Source organism: Streptomyces sp. CNB091, assembly GCF_000377965.1.
Genome location: NZ_KB898998.1, coordinates 218,748 through 236,322 on the forward strand (window position 1 = coordinate 218,748; position 17,575 = coordinate 236,322).

The window sequence follows — 17,575 nt, forward strand, 5'->3', positions numbered from 1 at the left end:
GGGTGCCGGGACGGCGTGGTCCGGGCACCCCCAGCACGCAGTGCGTACGGCAGGAGTCCCGACACATGGCAGAGCGCAAGCCCATCTCATCCTGGCTGACCGACATGGACGGCGTCCTCATCCACGAGGGCACCCCCATCCCCGGCGCCGATGCCTTCATCAAGCGGCTGCGGGATTCCGGGCTGCCCTTCCTCGTCCTCACCAACAACTCCATCTACACCGCGCGCGATCTGCACGCCCGGCTGAAGCGCATGGGCCTGGACGTGCCCGTGGAGAACATCTGGACCTCCGCGCTCGCCACCGCCCAGTTCCTCGACGACCAGCGCCCCGGCGGCACGGCGTACGTCATCGGCGAGGCCGGTCTCACCACCGCCCTGCACGACATCGGGTACGTCCTCACCGACCACGACCCGGATTACGTGGTGCTCGGCGAGACGCGGACGTACAGCTTCGAGGCGCTCACCAAAGCGATCCGGCTGATCAACGCGGGCGCCCGTTTCATCTGCACCAACCCCGACGAGACCGGCCCGTCCGCCGAGGGCCCGCTGCCCGCCACCGGTTCGGTCGCCGCCCTCATCACCAAGGCCACCGGCAAGGACCCGTACTTCGCGGGCAAGCCGAACCCCCTGATGATGCGGACCGGTCTCAACGCCATCGGCGCGCACTCCGAGACCAGCGCCATGATCGGCGACCGGATGGACACCGACGTCCTCGCGGGCCTGGAAGCGGGCATGCAGACCTTCCTGGTCCTCACCGGGCTGACGTCCGTCGCCGACATCGACCGCTACCCGTACGGCCCCTCGCACGTCGTCGAGTCCATCGCCGACCTGGTGGACCTCATCGACCTGCCGGACCAGGTGGACCAGGGGAAGCAGGCGGGCGAGGCCGATAGGACGGACAAGGCAGGCAAGGCCAAGGCGGACGGGGCCGCGTAGCCGGACAGCCGCTGACCTGCGCGGACCGCATCCGCAAGCGTCCGAACCGGCGCCGAACCGGCGTCGGACTGGCGTCGGAACCGCCATCGGAGCCGTCGCCCTGACGTCGCTCGAATGGAGGACTGCGGATGCGGGCCGCCGCCGCAGGCGTGAACCTTCCCGTAGGAGGTTCACGATGCGTTCCATGCCCCTCACGTTCTGTGCCGCAGCGGCGGCCGTGCTCATAGCCGTGCCCGCCCCCGCCGCTCTGGCGTCCCCGGCCGCCCCGGCCGGTGACGACGACCGGCGCACCGGCACCGTCTCGGTCACCCCGTCCACCATCGCCCCGGGCGGGAAGGTGGAGCTGTGGGTCGATGTCTGCGGCAAGGGCCGCGAGGCGACCGGCAACTCCGACGCCTTCTCCGCGGAGGCCCGTTTCCGTCCCGCCGATGACAAGGGCCTCTTCGCCGAGGCCCGGATCCGGGACGACGCCGAACCCCGCTCCTACGACGTCTGGGTGACGTGCAAGGACGGCCGGGGGAAGGCGACCGGCACCCTCACCGTCGTCCACCACCACCGCCCCTCGCCCGCCGCACCCGTCAAGGCGGGCGGCGGAGGCGCCGCCACCCTGGCCGAACGGTCCACCGAGGCCGAGGGCCCCGGCACCCGGCACGCGGTGATCGGTCTGGTGCTCGCCGCCGTCGCGGCCGTCGCCGTCGCCCTGCGCACCTCGCGCCGGCGCCGCGGCCCGGCCGGCAGCTGACATGGGAGCCCCGGACCGCCCGGCAGGCAACGGGCGACTGCTCACCGGAGTGACCTGGGCCGTGCTGCTGCTCGGCCTGTGGATCTGGGGCCGGGAGGCCGGCGGCGGGCTCGGCGGCCTGTCGGGGCCCACCACCGGCGATGTGGCCGCGGTCGGCCGCCCCCTCGGGGCGGAGCTGCCCCCGGCCCACGAACCGCTCGACGGGGCGGCCCCCGAACGCGTCGAGGTCCCCTCCGTGGGGATCTCGGCCCCCGTCATCACCCGCGGCCTCGACCGGGACGGGGCCATCGACCCGCCCCCGTACGGCATGCCGAAGACCGCCGGCTGGTACGGCGACGGCACCCGGCCGGGCGCGAAGGGCGCGGCCCTGTTCGTCGGCCACGTCGACACCGACACCAAGCCCGCGGTCTTCTACGGGCTGAGCGCGGTGAAGCCGGGGGCCCGGATCGAGGTCGCCCGGACCGACGGCAGCGTCGCGGAGTTCACCGTGGACGACGTCCAGCTCGTCACCCGCGAACGCTTCGACGCGCGGAAGGCGTACGGACCCCGAGAGGACGGCCGGGCCGAGCTGCGGCTGATCACCTGCGGCGGAACGTACGACCACGAAACCCGCTCCTACACGGCGAACGTGGTCGTCTCCGCCTACCTCACCGGCGCGCAGGACGCGCAGGACGCGCAGGAGGCCGGGGAGGGCGGGGAACGCGTACAGGCCGTGGGCCACGGAAGCCGCGGCTGACCCGACGTACCACGCGCACCACGCACCACGCACCACGCGCACCACACGTCGCGCGGCACACGGTCAACCCGGCCCGGCCGGCCGCCTCTCGCGGGGCGTGCGGGCCGGGCCGGTCCTCGACCGCGTGCGCCCGGCCGCGGGAGTCGCCCGGCGCGGTACGGGAGGTCGGTGCGGTGAGGGGTGGCCCGGGCCGGGGTGCCCGCCACTGTAGGGGGAACCGCCGCACGGATGACCGGCTTTGGAACAGGATGTCCGGAACCAGTGCCCCGGTGTGACCGTTGTACGGGTGGGAGCGTGGGTGCCCGGCGGCTGTGCCAGGATGGATCGGACCGGCAGCACACATCGGTGCAACCAGTGAGCAGGGGTCCCCGCGCGTGCGGGGACGGTCCCCAGTGAGCGACAGTGCAGGCAGTGCACCCAAGGGGGAGTGGATGTACGGCAGTTACACCGGCCGGTCCCGGACGCGCGGGCGCGCGGCGGGCCTGCGGACGACCGGTACGGCGGCGGCGCTCGGAGCGGCCCTGCTGCTGGCGGGATGCTCCGGTGACGGGGAGGGCGACGAGAAGAAGAGCGCGCCGACCGTCGAGCAGCAGCCCAAGGACAAGGATCCGTACTGGGTCAACCCCGACGGCAACGCGGCCCGTCAGGTCGCCGCGTACAGCGAGGACGGCGACGAGAAGAACGCCGAGCTGATCCGGAAGATAGCGCGGCAGCCGGTCGGCGAGTGGATCGGCCCGGACGACCCCGAGGCCGAGGTCAAGGGCGTCACCGAGGCGGCGGCCGCCGTCGACCGGGACGCCCTGCTGGTCCTCTACAACATCCCGCACCGCGACTGCGGCCAATTCTCCAAGGGCGGCGCCGCCGACGGCAACGCCTACCGGGCCTGGCTGGACGGCGTCGCCAAGGGCATCGGGGACCGCGGCGCCACCGTGATCCTGGAGCCGGACGCCCTGCTCCACCTGGTCGACGGCTGCACCCCCCAGGAGTTCCACGAGGAGCGGTACGACCTCCTCAAGGGCGCGATCCAGCGGCTGAAGCAGCAGCCCGCCACCAAGGTCTACCTGGACGCGGGCAACGCGGGCTGGCAGTCGCCCGACGCCCTGTACCAGCCGCTCCAGCGGGCCGGGATCGCCGAGGCGGACGGCTTCTCGCTGAACGTCTCCAACTTCCAGACGACGGCCGTCTCCACGGAGTTCGGCAAGAAGCTGTCGGCGAAGATCGGCAACAAGCCCTTCGTCATCGACACCAGCCGCAACGGCAACGGCCCCTACACGGGCGGCGACCCCGCCGAGAGCTGGTGCAACCCCCCGGGCCGCGCGCTGGGCGAGGCCCCGACCACGCGGACCGGCGACGAACAGGTCGACGCCTACCTGTGGATCAAGCGACCCGGCGAGTCCGACGGCGACTGCAAGGGCGGTCCGAAGGCCGGCGCCTGGTGGCCGGAGTACGCCCTGGGCCTTGCCGGCGCCACGAAGTAGCCGGACACGACGAAGGCCGTGTCCGGGAGGGACAGAGGAACAGCTCCTCCCGGACACGGCCCCGCCACGTGCGTACGAGCCCTGAGGACTGTCGGGACAGCCCTACTCGGGCACCTCCACCCACATGCCCTCGGACGGGGTGCCCTGGTCGTCGGTGACGAACAGCATGTACCAACCGGACGGCACCAGCGCCCGGTTCTCCGGCACGGTGACGGTGATCCCGTCCTCCGACTTCTCCATCTCCAGCGCGATGGTGCGCTGGTCGGTGTCGGTGACATGGGTGACCGCCGAGGGCCGCATCAGCTTCGCGGAGGCGATCGAGGAGGCGTGCTGGGTGGTGAACAGGCCCGTACCGCCGCGCTCGATCTTCTTGGGCCCGGCCGTCAGCTCCGGCTTGGAGTCCCGGTAGAGGTAGGGAGGGGTGTAGATCTCGATGCGCTGCTCGAAGACGCCGGGCCGGGTGTTGGCCTTGTCGGAGTAGAGCGAGTCGGAGCCGAAGATCATGACCCGGCCGTCCGGCAGCAGCAGGGAGCCCGAGTGGTAGTTCCGGCCGACCGCGGGGTCCGCCACCTTCTTGTAGGTATCGCTCTTCGCGTCGTAGAGCCGGGCCTGGAGCACGTCCGAGCCGCCGCGCCCCCGGTAGTCGCTGGAGCCGCCGGTGACCAGCAGGGAGTCGTCGGGCAGCAGCGAGGCGCTGGGATAGCGGGTGCCTTCGGAGAGGGACGCCCCGTCGGTGAACTCCGGGTTCTTCTTCCGGAGGTCGACCAGCCGGGACTTCTCGCTGGACTCCTCCGACTCGCCGACCCCGCCGCCGCCGATCACCATGAACTTCTCGTCCTGGGCCGGGGGCAGCCGCACGGTCGCCGAGGTCTCCATCTGGTCCGGGTCGCTCAGCCCGGGGATCTTCTTGAACTTGTTCGTCGACAGGTCCCAGACGCCCGGGTCACGGCCCACGTCCGCCGGACCGTACCCGGCGTTGGAGCCGGAGTAGAAGAGCTTGCCGTCGTTCAGCAGGAAGATCGCCGGATAGGTGGGGAACTTCCGGACGATGCCGGTGTACTCCCACTCCTTGGTCTCCGGGTCGTAGATCTCGTCCTTGCCGGGGACGATCTGCCCGATCTCGTCGAGACCCGACAGCGCGAGGACCTTGCCGTCCTCCAGCGTCGTCAGTGTCGGGTACCAGCGGGCCTCGTTCATCGGGTCGACGGGTATGTACCTCTCCGCGACCGGGTCGAACTCGAAGGCGTCCTTGATCCCCTGGAAGTCCTTCTTGTCCAGGGCCAGCTTCTGCGCGATGCCGTAGACGTTGCGGGTGTCCGAGCCGGACAGGCCCGCGACCCGGTAGTTGTCCTCGGTGCCGGTCTCGTACTGCTTGCCGGTCTTCTGCGCCTCGACGTAGATCCGGCCGAGCCCGGGATCGTTGCGCAGGAACGCGCCGGTCTGCTTGTCGAAGACCTTCTTCGCCTTCTCCACCAGCACCGGGTCCTTGGAGACGTACGTCTTGCCGTTCTCCTTGCCGGTGAACCGGGTGCCCGCGGGCAGGGTGATCGGCTTGTCCGGGTTCTCGTTGTGGACGATCATCAGGCCGCCGGCCTTGGTGACGTCGCCCTGGAGCTTCTCGTAGCGCTTGGTGCCGCCGGCTATGAGGAGCTTGCCGTCGGGCAGCTGGGTGTGCCCGGCGCAGAACATGTCCTCGGGTGTGGGGATGTCCTTGAAGACGTTCGTCTTCGGGTCCCACAGCACCGAGCGGAAGCTCTTCGCGTCGAAGTTCTTCTGGTTGTTCCCGGAGCCCGCGACGAGCAGCACCTTGCCGGTGTGCAGCAGCGCGGCGTGGATCGTGTTGATCCGGTGCTCGGAGGGGACGTCCAGGAAGTCCCAGTGGCCGTTGGCCGCCTTGTACTCCGGCTGGTTGATCTTGTACTCGTGGTAGCGCTCGGTGCTGAAGCGGTACAGCCACGGCCCGTTCGCCCCCGCGAGCGCGAGAACCACCGCCGTACTGATCGCCAGGCGGCGGGTACGGCGGCTCGGACGGTACTTCATTTCTTACGTCCCCCAAGGGCGATCTGGGCGATCTGCATGGTCTGGTCGTTGCCCGGCGCCCCGGGCAGGGGTGCGGGGCGGGGCTGTGGGGCCGGCCCTCCGCCGCGGTGGGATCCGCCCGCCCGGCGCTTCTTCTTCTCCGCGCGGATCGTGTGCCGCCAGCCGATGATCGGCGCCGCGGTGATCAGCAGCGCCAGCGTGGCCCAGGTGACCATCGCGGGGTGGCTGTGGCCCAGGAAGAACGAGGAGATGATCGACGCGGCGAAGACGACGATGAAGAACAGGTGGATGCGGAAGGTGCCGAACAGGGTGTCCGGGCTGGACGAGTCGCCCTTGGGGGTCACCACGAACGAGCTCTTGCGGCGCAGTACCGCGTCCATGAGCGAGCGGGCGTAGATCGGCGCGGAGAGCGCGGACATCGCCATGCCGGCCAGGCCGCCGGAGCCCTCGGGCTCGTGCGGCGAGACGTTGTGGCGGCGGTTCCAGATGTACAGGCCGATCTGGAGCGCGGAGGCGTTGCCGTACAGCATCATCCAGATCGTCGGGTCGATCTGGACGCCGGAGGCGCCCATGCCGAGGAACAGCGCGCAACTGAGGGCCGCGAGGATCCAGTTCATGGCCGACATCGGATAGAAGATGATCATCATCGTGTAGTTGAAGAGCTTGCCGGGCGGCATGGTCCCGAAGCCCTTCCAGAACTGCCCGATGATCGTCTCGTAGGTGCCCCGGGACCAGCGCAGCTGCTGGGTGAAGAAGTCCGTCCACGCGGTCGGGCCCTCGCCGACGGCCAGGACGTCCGGGGTGTAGACCGAGCGCCACTTCCTGCCCGTGGCCGGGTTGCGGTGGCGGTGGATCTCGAAGCCGGTGGCCATGTCCTCGGTGATCGAGTCGTACAGGCCGCCGATCTGCTTGAGCGCCGAGATGCGGACCGCGTTGCTGGTGCCGACGAACATGGGCGAGCCGTAGCGGTTGCCCGCGCGCTGGATCAGGGCGTGGAAGAGGAACTGCTGCGACTCGGCGGCCTTGGTGACGAAGGTGTCGTAGTTGCCGTAGACCTGCGGGCCGATGACGAAGCCGACGTCCGGGTCGCGGAAGTAGCCGAGCATCCGCTCCAGGTAGTTCGCCATCGGGATGTGGTCGGTGTCGACCGAGGCGAAGAAGTCGTAGTCGCCGCCGTGCGCGTCCAGCCAGGCGTTGTAGTTGCCGTGCTTGGTCTTGGCGCGGTGCGGGCCCTTGGCCTGGTTCCAGTGCGCCACGCCCTTGCGGGAGAAGTGGTGCACGCCGAGCCGGGCGCAGACCTCCTTGACCGCGGGGTCGTCGCCCTCGTCCAGCAGCCACACGTGCATCAGACCGCGGTGGCGGATTCTTACGGCCGCCTCCAGGGTCTTCGTCACCATGGCCAGCGGTTCCTTGCCGGGGACGAAGGAGGTGAGGAAGGCGACCTTGGTGCCGGACTCCGGGATCACCGGGACCGGGTCGCGGGCGACCAGGGTGGCGTGCGCGTTCGACAGGACGTTCATCGTGCGGAACAGCTCGATCAGACCGATCGAGACCAGCATGACGATGTCGAGGACCAGCAGGAGGTCGTTGTCCAGGTTCGGATCGCGGTCCGTCCAGTGGCTGGGCTGCATCAGCCAGGCGAAGAGAGCGAGCGAGACGAGGGGAGCCGCGCCGAGCAGGAGCGCCGCGCGCACCCGGTGCGGCTCCTGCGATATGAGCGAGCGGTACTGGACCTTGTACGGCTTGCCCGCGGGGGGCTGCGTCAGCGGTCCGGCGAGCCGGCTGTAGTGCTCGTAGTCGTAGCGCGGCAGCTCTTTCTTGGCACGCCGCCGTGCCGCGCCGGTCCGCAGCCCCGCGGGTATCCGGAGCTGCGTCGTCCGGGAAGCGTCGTTCTCCTGCCGGTCGCCTGGCGGCGTCGACGTCATGGGTACATCCCCCCGCACGCATGCTGATGCGTGCCTGTTCGGTCTCTCTCTTCGTGCGCGGCGGGTCCCCGGCTCTTCACCGGGCACGCACACGGTGGCAGACCACCGTCGCCACAGACATGGATCGGCAGCCTTCCGGTTGCATGATGCCCCCCTCGGCGTCCGCCCTTGAGCGGGACTCCACCCCGCGGCGCAGACAACCGGAACGTCACAGTCTGCTGCGCCAACTGTACGAATCAGCAGCCGCTTTGGACCTGACGGTCTTCAGACAGATTGTCCGAGACCGAACGGGATCGCAAGGGTGAAACAGGCTGTTTGTCGGTCATGCGCACGATTTGACCACACCTTGTGGAGGGGGTGTGACGAAGTGGAGACCGGCGCTCGCTCTCCCTCTGTCGCCGCCCCGCCACCGCTCTGTCACCGCTCCGCGACGGTCCGGAGTCGGGTGCGTAGCTGAGCGTGCGCGCGGGCGTCGGGTGTCACCGGACGCCGGGCGGGGAATGATCAAAGCCCCCTCACTGAACGTGAGGGGGCTTTGACTGTGCGTGCGCCGTCAGGGACTCGAACCCCGGACCCGCTGATTAAGAGTCAGCTGCTCTAACCAACTGAGCTAACGGCGCCTGCTGACCTGGAGAACTCTACCCGACTCCCAGGGGTGCTCCGAACCATTTATCGGCCGCCACGCCCCGTCAGATAGTCGTTTTTTTCCTTTGTTCCGTCAAAATGCGATATGTCGGGAGAGTTGAGACACTGACGCCCGTTGCGGCTGCGCCCAAAGATCTTGACGAATGACGAGTGCGGAGGGGAATCGCATGAGTGTGCCGGTCTTCGAGGAGTACGAACCCGCTGTCGACTGCGGATGCGCGGGGTGCGCCGTGCGGCGGCGCTCCGCCGCGAGGGCCCTGCCGGCGCGGCGCGGCGGCCACCCCGCCGCGCACGGCGCACGCCGCGCCCTGGTGCTGGCCACGGCCGCCGGGGTGGTGCTCTCCTGCGGAGCCGCGGGCGCGGCCGCGGCCGGGCAGGTCCCCGGGCCCCCGCGCGCCGACGGGGGCGCCGACCCCGAACCGTCGACCCCGCAGGGTGAGCAGGGGCCGCTGCGGGGCACCGGCGCTTCGGGCCCGCCGTCCGCCGGATCGGCCGCACCGAAGACGACCCGGGCCGAGATCATCGACCGGGCCAAGCGGTGGGTGAGCGCGAAGGTCCCGTACAGCCTGGAGAAGTACTGGTCGGACGGCTACCGCCAGGACTGCTCGGGCTATGTCTCGATGGCCTGGAACCTCGGCAGCAACGAGTGGACCGGCAGCCTCGCCGCCTACGGGACCCGGATCGCCCGCGCCGACCTCCAGCCCGGCGACATCCTCCTCTTCCACAACCCGGCCGACCCCTCCCAGGGCTCGCACGTCACGATCTTCGGCGGCTGGACCGACGCCACGCGCACCCATTACGTCGCCTACGAGCAGGCGCGCCCGCGGACGCGGAAGCAGTCGACGCCCCTGGCGTACTGGAACAACTCCGACCGTTACGTGGCGTACCGGTACAAGGGGGTCACGGGTGGATCGCCCGGCTCCGGATCGTCCACCGGCTTCCCCGGGGCCGAGCGGTTCGGCCCCGGCGTCGACAACGAGTACGTGACCCGGCTCGGGCGGATGCTGGTCGAGCGGGGCGGCAGGCGTTTCTACGCGGTCGGCCCCGGGCCCGTGTGGAGTGCGGCCGACCGGCGGGCGACCCAGGCGTTCCAGCGGGCGCAGGGCTGGCGGGGCGAGGAGGCGGACGGCCTCCCGGGGCCGCACACCTGGCGCCTGCTGGCCACCGGCGGCGGACGGGACATTCCGGCCCCCGGCGCGGGCGGCAGCCCGAATACAGCCGTCGCGTTCCCCGGGCGCGGCTATTTCAAGCCGGGTCAGTCCAACAGCCATGTCGACCGGCTCGGCGAACAGTTGGTGAAGAAGGGATACGGCAAGCACTACGTGTCGGGCCCCGACCCGCGCTGGACCGAGGCCGACCGCCGCAACGTCGAGGCGTTCCAGCGGGCCCAGGGCTGGCGTGGCGGGGCGGCCGACGGCTATCCGGGGCCGGAGACCTGGCGCCGGCTCTTCGCGTGACGGACGTGACGGAAAGGAAGCGGTAACCGGTGACCCCCAACGACGACCAGACTCCCCGGACCAGCCTCACCCCCCACCCCCTGGACGGCCAACTCCCGCCGTCCCTCTTCGCCCCACCGGGCGAGGGCTCCCCGCCCCCGCTCTTCGGCCCGGCCGTCGACCAGGCCCTTCCGCCGGAGGCCGACCCTCCGCCGCCCCTGGACGCCGGGCCGCCGCCTCCGCTGTCCGGCCGCGCGGGCGGGGACTCCCGGTCACCGGCGGGAGAGCTTCCGCGGCCCCTGGACGCCGGGCCGCCGTCTCCGCTGTCCGACCGCGCGGGCGGGGGCGCTGTCCCGTCGGCCGGTGGCAGCGCCCCGCTGTCGGAGGGCGGCAGCGTCCTGCCGACGGACGGCGAGCTTCCGCCGCCGTCGGGGGGCGGCGGTGTTCTTCCGGCGGGCGAAAGGCTTCCGCCACCGCTCTTCCGCCCCACCGGGGAGAAGTCCCCGCCGCCGGAAACGGACAAGACCCCGCCCACGCCGCCCCGGACGGCCGCGGAACCCCCGAGCGTGAGCCTGCACCTCGGCCCGGCCCCGGACGGCCCGACCCCGGCCACCACCCCGGACCGCCCCACCCCCGCGCCCCCCGTGCCGCTCGACGGGAACCTCTATCTCAAGCCCGTCCGGCGTTTGAGGACGGAACCCTCGGCGGAGTGGACCCCGCACCCCTCCTACGGGGCCGAGCCCGAGGGCGGAAAGAGGCTCACCGGGACGGGCCCGGTCGGACGCGGGGCCCAGGACGCCCCCGTCAGGGGACCCGTGGACGACCCGGGGCCCGACACCGAGCTGGACCTCGTCCTGGACCTGGCCTCCGGCGACCGGGCCGCCTCCGCCACGTTCTCCGTGCCCGTATCCCTTCCGGTGCCCGCGCCCCCGACCGCCGCCGCGACCCCCGTCCCCGCCGCGGCGACTCCCTCGTACCCCGGCCGCCGCCACTCCGTCATCGCCAACGAGACCACCGCCTCCATCCCCGTACACCTCCTCTTCCGCGACGACCAGGAGCGGCCGGCCGAGTCGCGCGAGCCGGGCGCCGCGGCGGCGCTGCCCGCGGCCGTCGTCCGCCGCCCCGCCACCGGCGACCGCTCGCCCGCCACCCTGCGGCCCCCCGTGCCGCGTTCGTCGCAGACGCGGGTCCAGCCGTCGACCCGGCCCGCTCCGGTCGCCGACCCCCGCCTCGCCGAACGGCCCGGCCCCGCCCTGCCCGGCTCCGCCGCCCTCCTCGTCGGCGCGGCCGGAATCGCCGGCGGACTGGCCGTCCTGTGGTGGCGCGGCGCGCTGCCCGCCGCCTGGCAGACGGCCGTCGGTCTCGCCCCCCGGGCCGACCTCGGGATCGGCTTCGGCGCCTGGGTCCTGCTCGCCGTTCTCACCACCGTGGTGCTCCTCGCGCTCGGCGGGCTCGGCCGGGGCCGGGTCGGGTACGCGTGGGTGCTGACGCTCTTCGGCGACTACCGGGGCAGCGTCCGGCGCACCGGCCTCGTCTGGGTCTCACCCCTGCTGCTGCGCCGCCGCGTCGACGTACGGCTGCGGCACTGGCGCAGCGAACCGCTGCCCGCCGTCGACGCGAACGGCACCGCGTTGCGCGTGGTCGTCCTCGTGGTGTGGCGGATCGAGGACACGGTCCGGGCCGTCCTCGGCATCGAGGACCACGAGGCGTACCTGAGCGCGCAGGTCGAGGCCGCGATGGCCCGGGTCCTCTCCCAGCTGCCCGCCGACGCGTTCCACGAGGACGCCCCGAGCCTGCGCGACGCGGAGGCGGTCGGCGACGCCCTGACCCGGATGCTGAAGGCGGACTGCGAACCCGTGGGCGTCGAGATCTACTCGGCGCAGCCGACCGGCATCGAGTACGCCCCCGAGGTCGCGGCGGCGATGCAGCGGCGGCGGATCGCCGCGATCGACTCGAAGCACCGGGACAGCGTGCTCACGTCCGTGGTGGACGCGGTCGACGACACCGTCAACCGGCTCACCACGCGCGGCATCGTCGACCTCGACGACTACGAACGCAAGGCGCTTGTCAAGGACTTGACCGTCGCCTTCTATACCGGTCGTAGCGGGGGAGGAGACGGGGCCTGAGGGCGCGGGGAGGGCCGCGCGAGGTCGGAGAGGGTCGGGGCGGCGGTCGGGGGCAGTTCGTCGACCCGCTGGAATATGACCCTCATTGGTCTGGACATGTTCACGTCGCGTCAATAATCTAAGACTTGGTCTAGACCGCAGTACCTCGCATGCACAGCACCACGTACACGCACCAAGCGCGCAGCAGTCGAGCAATGCTCATGGAACCTCCCCCACGTTCTAGAGGAGCGACAGCCCATGCGGAAAAAGGCAAGCGCGGCCGTGATCGGTCTGGCGATAGCGGGCGTCTCGGTGCTCGCGACCACGAGCGCCAGCAGCCACGGCTACACGGACTCCCCGATCAGCCGTCAGAAACTCTGTGCCAACGGCACGGTGACCGGCTGCGGCAACATCCAGTGGGAGCCGCAGAGCGTCGAGGGGCTCAAGGGCTTCCCGGCGGCAGGACCGGCGGACGGCAAGATCTGCGCCGGTGGCAACGGGCAGTTCGCCCAGCTCGACGACCCGCGTGGCGGCAACTGGCCCGCCACCCAGGTCACCGGCGGACAGGGCTACAGCTTCCGCTGGCAGTTCACCGCCCGCCACTCCACCAGCGACTTCCGCTACTACATCACCAAGGACGGCTGGGACTCCACCAAGCCGCTCACCCGGGCCGCGCTCGAATCGCAGCCCTTCATGACCGTGCCGTACGGCAACAAGCAGCCGCCGTCCACCCTGACCCACCAGGGCACGATCCCCACGCAGAAGAACGGCAAGCACATCATTCTCGCCGTCTGGAACGTCGCGGACACCCCCAACGCGTTCTACGCCTGCTCCGACGTCAAGTTCTGACGCTCCTTCAGTTACCGTGCGGCGCCATGAGAGGTACCGGCACCGTCGCGGAGCTCGTACGACGTCAATGGGGTGACCACCGGCCCGCCCTGAAGCACGGCCCCACCGTGCTCAGTCATCACCAGGTGGTCGAGGGCGCCGCCGCACGGGCGGCGCTCCTCGCGGACCTTCTTCCGTGAGGCGGTGAGCCGCACCTCGGCTTGCTGCTGGACAACACCCCCGAGTTCCCGTTGTGGCTCAGCGCGGCGGCCCTGGCCGGGGCCGCCGTCGCGGGGATCAACCCGACCCGGCGCGGCCCCGAGCCGGCCCGCGACATCCTGCACACCGAAGCTCCGGTCCTGATCGCCGAGCGCGCCCACCTGCCGCTTCTCGACGGCCTGGAGCTGATCTGCACCCAGGGCCGGCTCGCGGGAGCCGGCGCGTTCCTCGCCGGACACTTCGGGGTGCGGCCGGACGACGTCCACTACATCCGCATGCCGATGTTCCACGGCAACGCGGTCCTCGCCGACTGGCCCCCCGCCCTCGCCGCCGGAGCCGCGACAGCGCTGCGCCCCCGCCTCTCCGCCGCGCCGCTCGACGCCCGAGGGCCTGGAGGCCCCGCTCGCCCGCTACGCCGAGCCCGCCAGACCACTCTGACCAGGGAGAAAGCACAGTGGGCGGCCTCCGTGAAGGAGGCCGCCCACTGGGTGTCGTGCGCCGTCAGGGACTCGAACCCCGGACCCGCTGATTAAGAGTCAGCTGCTCTAACCAACTGAGCTAACGGCGCCTGCTGACTCGAAAATAATACCCGGTCCGGATGAGTGCTGATGACACCCCTCGTCGCCCCGCCCTCCGAGGCCCCGGGAGAGGCCGCCGCCCCGCGCCCCCTACGCCGTCCCCCGGGCGGCGACCGCGTCCGGGACCAGCGGACCGATCCAGGCGGCGAAGGCGTCCCCCAGCTCGGCCCCGGCCGTACGGACGACCGCGTTCGGGTCCTCGGCGGCCTCCAGGCCGAAGTGCTCGCGCAGCCAGGCCCGGAACGCGGGGTTCCGGGGGCAGGGGTCGTACCCGCCCTCCTCGCCCCCGCCCTCCTCCTCGTCCCCGCCCTCCTCCTCGCGCTCGTCGTAGTAGTCCACGTCGTCCCAGCCGCACATCGGGGACCAGCCGGAGGCGAGGACGCGCAGCAGCTCGGGCAGATCACGGGCGACGACATGGACGCCTCCCTCGTCCCCCAGGAGGAGCACGGGCAGCGTGGCGAGGTCGGCCCGGTCGTCCAGCAGCCAGATCGCGTACGTCGAGCCGGAGCCGGTGGCCTGGGCGAAGGGGCGGATCCGGTCGGAGAGCCGCGGGTAGCCACCGTCGTCCTCGCCGAAGGCGATCAGCTCGAAGCCGGGCGCGAAGGAGTCGTCGACGCCGTCCTCGAACTCCTTGAGGAGGTTCAGCGCGGGAATCGGTGCGTACATGGCGGTGACGCTACCGCCCGTGAGCACCGCCCCCGGCCAGTACGGCGCGCACCGGTCCGGCCACTACGGCGCGCCCCGGCCCCCGGCCGCTACAGCGCCAGCGACAGCAGAACCGGCGCCGCCCGGCGGCTGAGGATGTCGGCCGCCTCCCGCAGCCGGTGCGCGTCCTCGATCGGCAGGGACAGCGCGAGGCAGCCCGCGGCGGAGCCGGCCGTCAGCGGCACGGCCGCGCAGACGGTGCCCACCGCGTACTCCTGGAGATCCAGCACCGGGACCGTGGCGGACTGGGCGTCCAACTGGGAGAAGAGGATCTTCTCGTTGGTGATCGTCCGGGAGGTGAGCCGGGCGGTCCGGTGGCGGGAGAGGTGGTCGCGCCGCCCGTCGTGGTCGAGCTGGGACAGCAGGCACTTGCCGACCGCGCTGGCGTGCGCGGAGGAGCGGAAGTCCACCCACTCGTTGACCGCCGGTGTCAGCGGCCCGTCCGCGACCTGGGTCACGCTGACCTCGCCGTCGACATACCGGCTGAGATAGACCGCGGCGCCGACGGAGTCGCGCAGCTCGGCCAGGACGTGCTGGAGGCGGTCCTCCAGGGCCTGGCGGCGGGCCGCCCCGGAGCCGAGCAGCAGCAGCGAGGCGCCGATGACGTACGCCCCGTCGCTGATCTGCTCCACGTAACCCTCGCGGCGCAGGGTGAGGAGCAGGGAGGCGAGGTGGCCGATGGGCAGCCCCGTCTCGCGGGAGATCTGGGCATCGGTCACGCCGGTGCCGTGCTGGGAAACCGTTTCGAGCACGCGCAGGGCGTACTGCACCGAGTGGAACGGCGCGGTCGGCTCGGGCTTCAACGCCACGGTGCCCCCCTACCAGGTTGTGACCGCAAGCTTTCGCCCCACGATAGCCGCCGGAACCCCCGTACGGGGCGGCAGTTGACGAGTCAGTGGGTGCGCCCCGGAGCTGTCAGCTGGGGCGCACCCGTCTGGCATATGCCACCGTCATGGGCGGAGTCTCAACCGCGAGGTCACAGCACCGCGTTGAGGAACTCGCGCGTACGTTCGTGTGACGGATCGGAGAAGATTTTTTCCGGGGATCCGGCCTCCACGACCCGTCCCGCGTCGAACATCAGCACCTTCTCCGAGACGTCCCGGGCGAAGTTCATCTCGTGCGTCACGCAGAGCATGGTGATGTCGGTGTTCCGGGCGATGTCCCCCAGCAGCTCCAGCACGCCCGCCACCAGCTCCGGGTCGAGCGCCGACGTCACCTCGTCCAGGAGCAGGATCTCCGGCTCCATGGCCAGGGCGCGGGCGATGGCGACCCGCTGCTGCTGGCCGCCGGAGAGCTGCGAGGGGTGGGCGTCGACCTTGGCGGAGAGGCCGACCAGGTCGAGCAGCTCCCGGGCCCGGGCCTCGGCCTCCTCGCGGCTCTTGCCGAGCACGCTGACCGGGGCCTCGGTGATGTTCTCGATCACCTTCATGTTCGGGAAGAGGTTGAACTGCTGGAAGACCATCCCGATCTTCTTCCGGGACTCGCGCAGCTGCTTCTCGCCCGCGGGCTTCAGCGAACCGTCCGGGGCCCGTACGTGGGTCAGCGGCGAGCCGTTGACCCAGATCACCCCGTCGCTGACCTTCTCCAGCGTCATCAGCAGCCGCAGGATCGTGGTCTTGCCCGAGCCGCTGGGCCCGATCAGGGTGACGTGCTCACCGCGGTCCACGGTGAAGTCCAGTTCGTCCAGGACGACATGGTCGCCGTAGCGCTTCACCACCTTGTCGAACCGCACCAGCGGCTCACCCGTGCGCGCGGCGGCCGGGGCGGCGTCCTCGGGAGCTGCGGCCGGCCCCGGCGACTCCGGCTTCTTCAGGGGGAGGGGTTCAGTGGCCAAGGCGCTTCTCCAGCTTTCTCATCAACAGCGACGTGGGGTAGCTCGCGACCAGGAAGATCAGGCCGGCGAGGGTGAACACCTCGGTGTACGCGAACTGTTCGGCCCCGTACTTCCGGGCCTCGAAGACCATCTCCTGCACCGTGATCACGGCGAGGAACGGCGTCTCCTTGAACATCGAGATCGCGTAGTTCCCGAGCGCGGGCAGCACGTTGCGCACCGCCTGCGGCAGGATCACGGCCTGCCAGGTGCGCCGGGGCGACAGCGACAGCGCGCGGCACGCCTCCCACTGACCCTTCGGCACCCCGTCGATCCCGGCCCGGTAGACCTCGGAGGTGTACGCGGCGTAGTGGACGCCCAGCACGGTGATGCCGATGTACAGCGGCTCCACGGTGTTGAACAGGGCGGCCGCCCCCACCAGTTGGACCAGCAGCGGGGTGGAGCGGACGAACTCCGTGACGAGCCGCACCGGGACCGTCACGAACTTGCTGGGCGCGCGCCCTGCCATCGCGACGACCAGTCCCAGCACGGCCGCCACCAGGGTGCCGAGCACCGTGGCGAGCAGCGTGACCTTGAACCCCTCCAGGAGGAGGGGCAGGGACTCCCCGACGGCGTTCCAGTCGAAGCCGTTCACCGGGTACCTCCCACGGTGGTCGTGGACGCGCTGCGGCTCTTGAACAGGCTCTTCGCGCCGGTGTCCAGACCGAGCCGCCGCTTGGCGCTCCGCTCCAGCAGATTCATCAGCATCGTCAGCGCGTACGCCAGGACGAAGTAGGCGGCCAGCAGGGTCAGATAGGCGGTGAGGGTCTCACCGGTACGGTCGCGCAGCTGCTGGATCACCGTCATCAGATCGGCGGCGGAGATCAGCCACAGCAGCGGGGTCGCCTTCAGCAGCTGGATCAGCAGGTTGGTGAAGCTCGGGATCATCTGCACCCAGGCCTGCGGCAGGATCACCTTCCACAGCCGCCTGGACGGGCTCAGGTTGAGCGCGATCGCCGCCTCGTACTGCCCGCGCGGTACGGAGTTGATCGCGCCCCGCACCACTTCGGCGCCGTAGGCACCGAAGTTGAGGCCGAACGCGACCACGCCGCAGACGACCGGGGTCAGTTCGTAGCCGGTCAGCAGCGGCATCGCGTAGTAGAGCCAGAACAGCTGGATGTAGAGCGAGGTGCCGCGGAAGAACTCCACGACCACCCGGGAGACTCCCCGGGCAAGGAGCAGCCGGCTGCCCGCCATCAGCCCGAGCGCGAAGGCCAGCACCCCGGCCAGCAGCGCGCCCAGGACCGTGGCCTGGAGCGTCACCCACAGGCCCGAGCGGACCCGGGGGAACTCCTCGACGAGGAGGGAGAAGAAGTCACTCATGCGTGCGCGT

The 17,575-nt window shown here is 71.1% G+C and carries 14 protein-coding genes, 2 tRNA genes and 1 pseudogene; 8 read left to right on the top strand and 9 right to left on the bottom strand.

What is annotated here, in order from left to right:
- The first annotated feature begins 65 nt into the window (after positions 1-65).
- The 4 genes from D581_RS0117740 to D581_RS0117755 all read left to right on the top strand — a co-directional run bounded on the left by D581_RS0117740 (position 66) and on the right by D581_RS0117755 (position 3,891).
- Complete coding sequence (locus tag D581_RS0117740) at positions 66-935, top strand: HAD-IIA family hydrolase (RefSeq protein ID WP_018958558.1); 870 nt, start codon at positions 66-68, stop codon at positions 933-935.
- A gap of 175 nt (positions 936-1,110) precedes the next feature.
- Positions 1,111-1,677, top strand: a complete 567-nt coding sequence (locus D581_RS0117745; RefSeq protein ID WP_018958559.1) for a hypothetical protein — start codon at positions 1,111-1,113, stop codon at positions 1,675-1,677.
- A gap of 1 nt (position 1,678) precedes the next feature.
- Entirely contained in the window at positions 1,679-2,413 is a 735-nt protein-coding gene (locus D581_RS0117750; RefSeq protein ID WP_026290620.1) for a class F sortase, read from the top strand.
- Between the two features lie 431 nt (positions 2,414-2,844).
- The gene (locus D581_RS0117755) at positions 2,845-3,891 is read left to right on the top strand and encodes a glycoside hydrolase family 6 protein (protein WP_018958561.1); all 1,047 of its coding nucleotides are present in this window, start codon (positions 2,845-2,847) and stop codon (positions 3,889-3,891) included.
- Between the two features lie 102 nt (positions 3,892-3,993).
- Here the strand turns inward: D581_RS0117755 and glxA are convergent, their stop codons facing one another.
- The 3 genes from glxA to D581_RS0117770 all read right to left on the bottom strand — a co-directional run bounded on the left by glxA (position 3,994) and on the right by D581_RS0117770 (position 8,476).
- Positions 3,994-5,931, bottom strand: a complete 1,938-nt coding sequence (gene glxA / locus D581_RS0117760; protein ID WP_018958562.1) for a radical copper oxidase GlxA — start codon at positions 5,929-5,931, stop codon at positions 3,994-3,996.
- Positions 5,928-7,856 carry a glycosyltransferase family 2 protein gene (locus D581_RS0117765; RefSeq protein WP_018958563.1) on the bottom strand — a complete coding sequence of 643 codons (1,929 nt, stop codon included), beginning with the start codon at positions 7,854-7,856 and terminating at the stop codon, positions 5,928-5,930. Before D581_RS0117765 ends, glxA begins: the two co-directional genes overlap by 4 nt.
- Positions 7,857-8,402: 546 nt before the next feature.
- Positions 8,403-8,476: transfer RNA gene (locus D581_RS0117770), tRNA-Lys, on the bottom strand.
- A gap of 192 nt (positions 8,477-8,668) precedes the next feature.
- Between D581_RS0117770 and D581_RS0117775 the strand changes: the two genes are divergently transcribed.
- The 4 genes and pseudogenes from D581_RS0117775 to D581_RS1000000139785 form a co-directional block, all read left to right on the top strand.
- Positions 8,669-9,958 carry a peptidoglycan-binding protein gene (locus D581_RS0117775; RefSeq protein WP_018958564.1) on the top strand — a complete coding sequence of 430 codons (1,290 nt, stop codon included), beginning with the start codon at positions 8,669-8,671 and terminating at the stop codon, positions 9,956-9,958.
- 29 nt (positions 9,959-9,987) lie between these two features.
- Positions 9,988-12,063 (top strand): SPFH domain-containing protein, encoded by a 2,076-nt coding sequence (locus D581_RS0117780; protein WP_018958565.1) that lies wholly within the window; start codon positions 9,988-9,990, stop codon positions 12,061-12,063.
- 237 nt (positions 12,064-12,300) lie between these two features.
- Positions 12,301-12,891, top strand: coding sequence for a lytic polysaccharide monooxygenase auxiliary activity family 9 protein (locus D581_RS0117785; RefSeq protein WP_026290621.1), 591 nt, complete (start codon positions 12,301-12,303; stop codon positions 12,889-12,891).
- Positions 12,892-12,917: 26 nt separating this feature from the next.
- Positions 12,918-13,460: pseudogene (locus D581_RS1000000139785) on the top strand (AMP-binding protein); the annotation flags it as partial.
- Between the two features lie 123 nt (positions 13,461-13,583).
- Here D581_RS1000000139785 and D581_RS0117795 read toward each other — a convergent pair.
- The 6 genes from D581_RS0117795 to ehuC form a co-directional block, all read right to left on the bottom strand.
- Positions 13,584-13,657: transfer RNA gene (locus D581_RS0117795), tRNA-Lys, on the bottom strand.
- Between the two features lie 100 nt (positions 13,658-13,757).
- Positions 13,758-14,333 (bottom strand): hypothetical protein, encoded by a 576-nt coding sequence (locus D581_RS0117800; RefSeq protein WP_026290623.1) that lies wholly within the window; start codon positions 14,331-14,333, stop codon positions 13,758-13,760.
- A gap of 89 nt (positions 14,334-14,422) precedes the next feature.
- Positions 14,423-15,181, bottom strand: coding sequence for an IclR family transcriptional regulator (locus D581_RS0117805; RefSeq protein ID WP_018958569.1), 759 nt, complete (start codon positions 15,179-15,181; stop codon positions 14,423-14,425).
- Between the two features lie 167 nt (positions 15,182-15,348).
- Positions 15,349-16,206, bottom strand: a complete 858-nt coding sequence (gene ehuA / locus D581_RS0117810) for an ectoine/hydroxyectoine ABC transporter ATP-binding protein EhuA (RefSeq protein WP_018958570.1) — start codon at positions 16,204-16,206, stop codon at positions 15,349-15,351.
- Entirely contained in the window at positions 16,196-16,837 is a 642-nt protein-coding gene (gene ehuD / locus D581_RS0117815) for an ectoine/hydroxyectoine ABC transporter permease subunit EhuD (RefSeq protein WP_018958571.1), read from the bottom strand. The genes ehuA and ehuD overlap by 11 nt, the downstream gene beginning before the upstream one ends.
- Positions 16,834-17,565, bottom strand: a complete 732-nt coding sequence (gene ehuC, locus D581_RS0117820) for an ectoine/hydroxyectoine ABC transporter permease subunit EhuC (RefSeq protein ID WP_018958572.1) — start codon at positions 17,563-17,565, stop codon at positions 16,834-16,836. Before ehuC ends, ehuD begins: the two co-directional genes overlap by 4 nt.
- Positions 17,566-17,575 lie beyond the last annotated feature (10 nt).

What these genes read in the sequence shown, in the direction of transcription:
- glxA (WP_018958562.1), bottom strand. Translation starts at nt 5,931, where the DNA reads ATGAAGTACCGTCCGAGCCGCCGTACCCGCCGCCTGGCGATCAGTACG.
- D581_RS0117755 (WP_018958561.1), top strand. Translation starts at nt 2,845, where the DNA reads ATGTACGGCAGTTACACCGGCCGGTCCCGGACGCGCGGGCGCGCGGCG.
- D581_RS0117750 (WP_026290620.1), top strand. Translation starts at nt 1,679, where the DNA reads ATGGGAGCCCCGGACCGCCCGGCAGGCAACGGGCGACTGCTCACCGGA.
- D581_RS0117785 (WP_026290621.1), top strand. Translation starts at nt 12,301, where the DNA reads ATGCGGAAAAAGGCAAGCGCGGCCGTGATCGGTCTGGCGATAGCGGGC.
- D581_RS0117775 (WP_018958564.1), top strand. Translation starts at nt 8,669, where the DNA reads ATGAGTGTGCCGGTCTTCGAGGAGTACGAACCCGCTGTCGACTGCGGA.
- ehuC (WP_018958572.1), bottom strand. Translation starts at nt 17,565, where the DNA reads ATGAGTGACTTCTTCTCCCTCCTCGTCGAGGAGTTCCCCCGGGTCCGC.
- D581_RS0117740 (WP_018958558.1), top strand. Translation starts at nt 66, where the DNA reads ATGGCAGAGCGCAAGCCCATCTCATCCTGGCTGACCGACATGGACGGC.
- D581_RS0117765 (WP_018958563.1), bottom strand. Translation starts at nt 7,856, where the DNA reads ATGACGTCGACGCCGCCAGGCGACCGGCAGGAGAACGACGCTTCCCGG.
- D581_RS0117745 (WP_018958559.1), top strand. Translation starts at nt 1,111, where the DNA reads ATGCGTTCCATGCCCCTCACGTTCTGTGCCGCAGCGGCGGCCGTGCTC.
- D581_RS0117800 (WP_026290623.1), bottom strand. Translation starts at nt 14,333, where the DNA reads ATGTACGCACCGATTCCCGCGCTGAACCTCCTCAAGGAGTTCGAGGAC.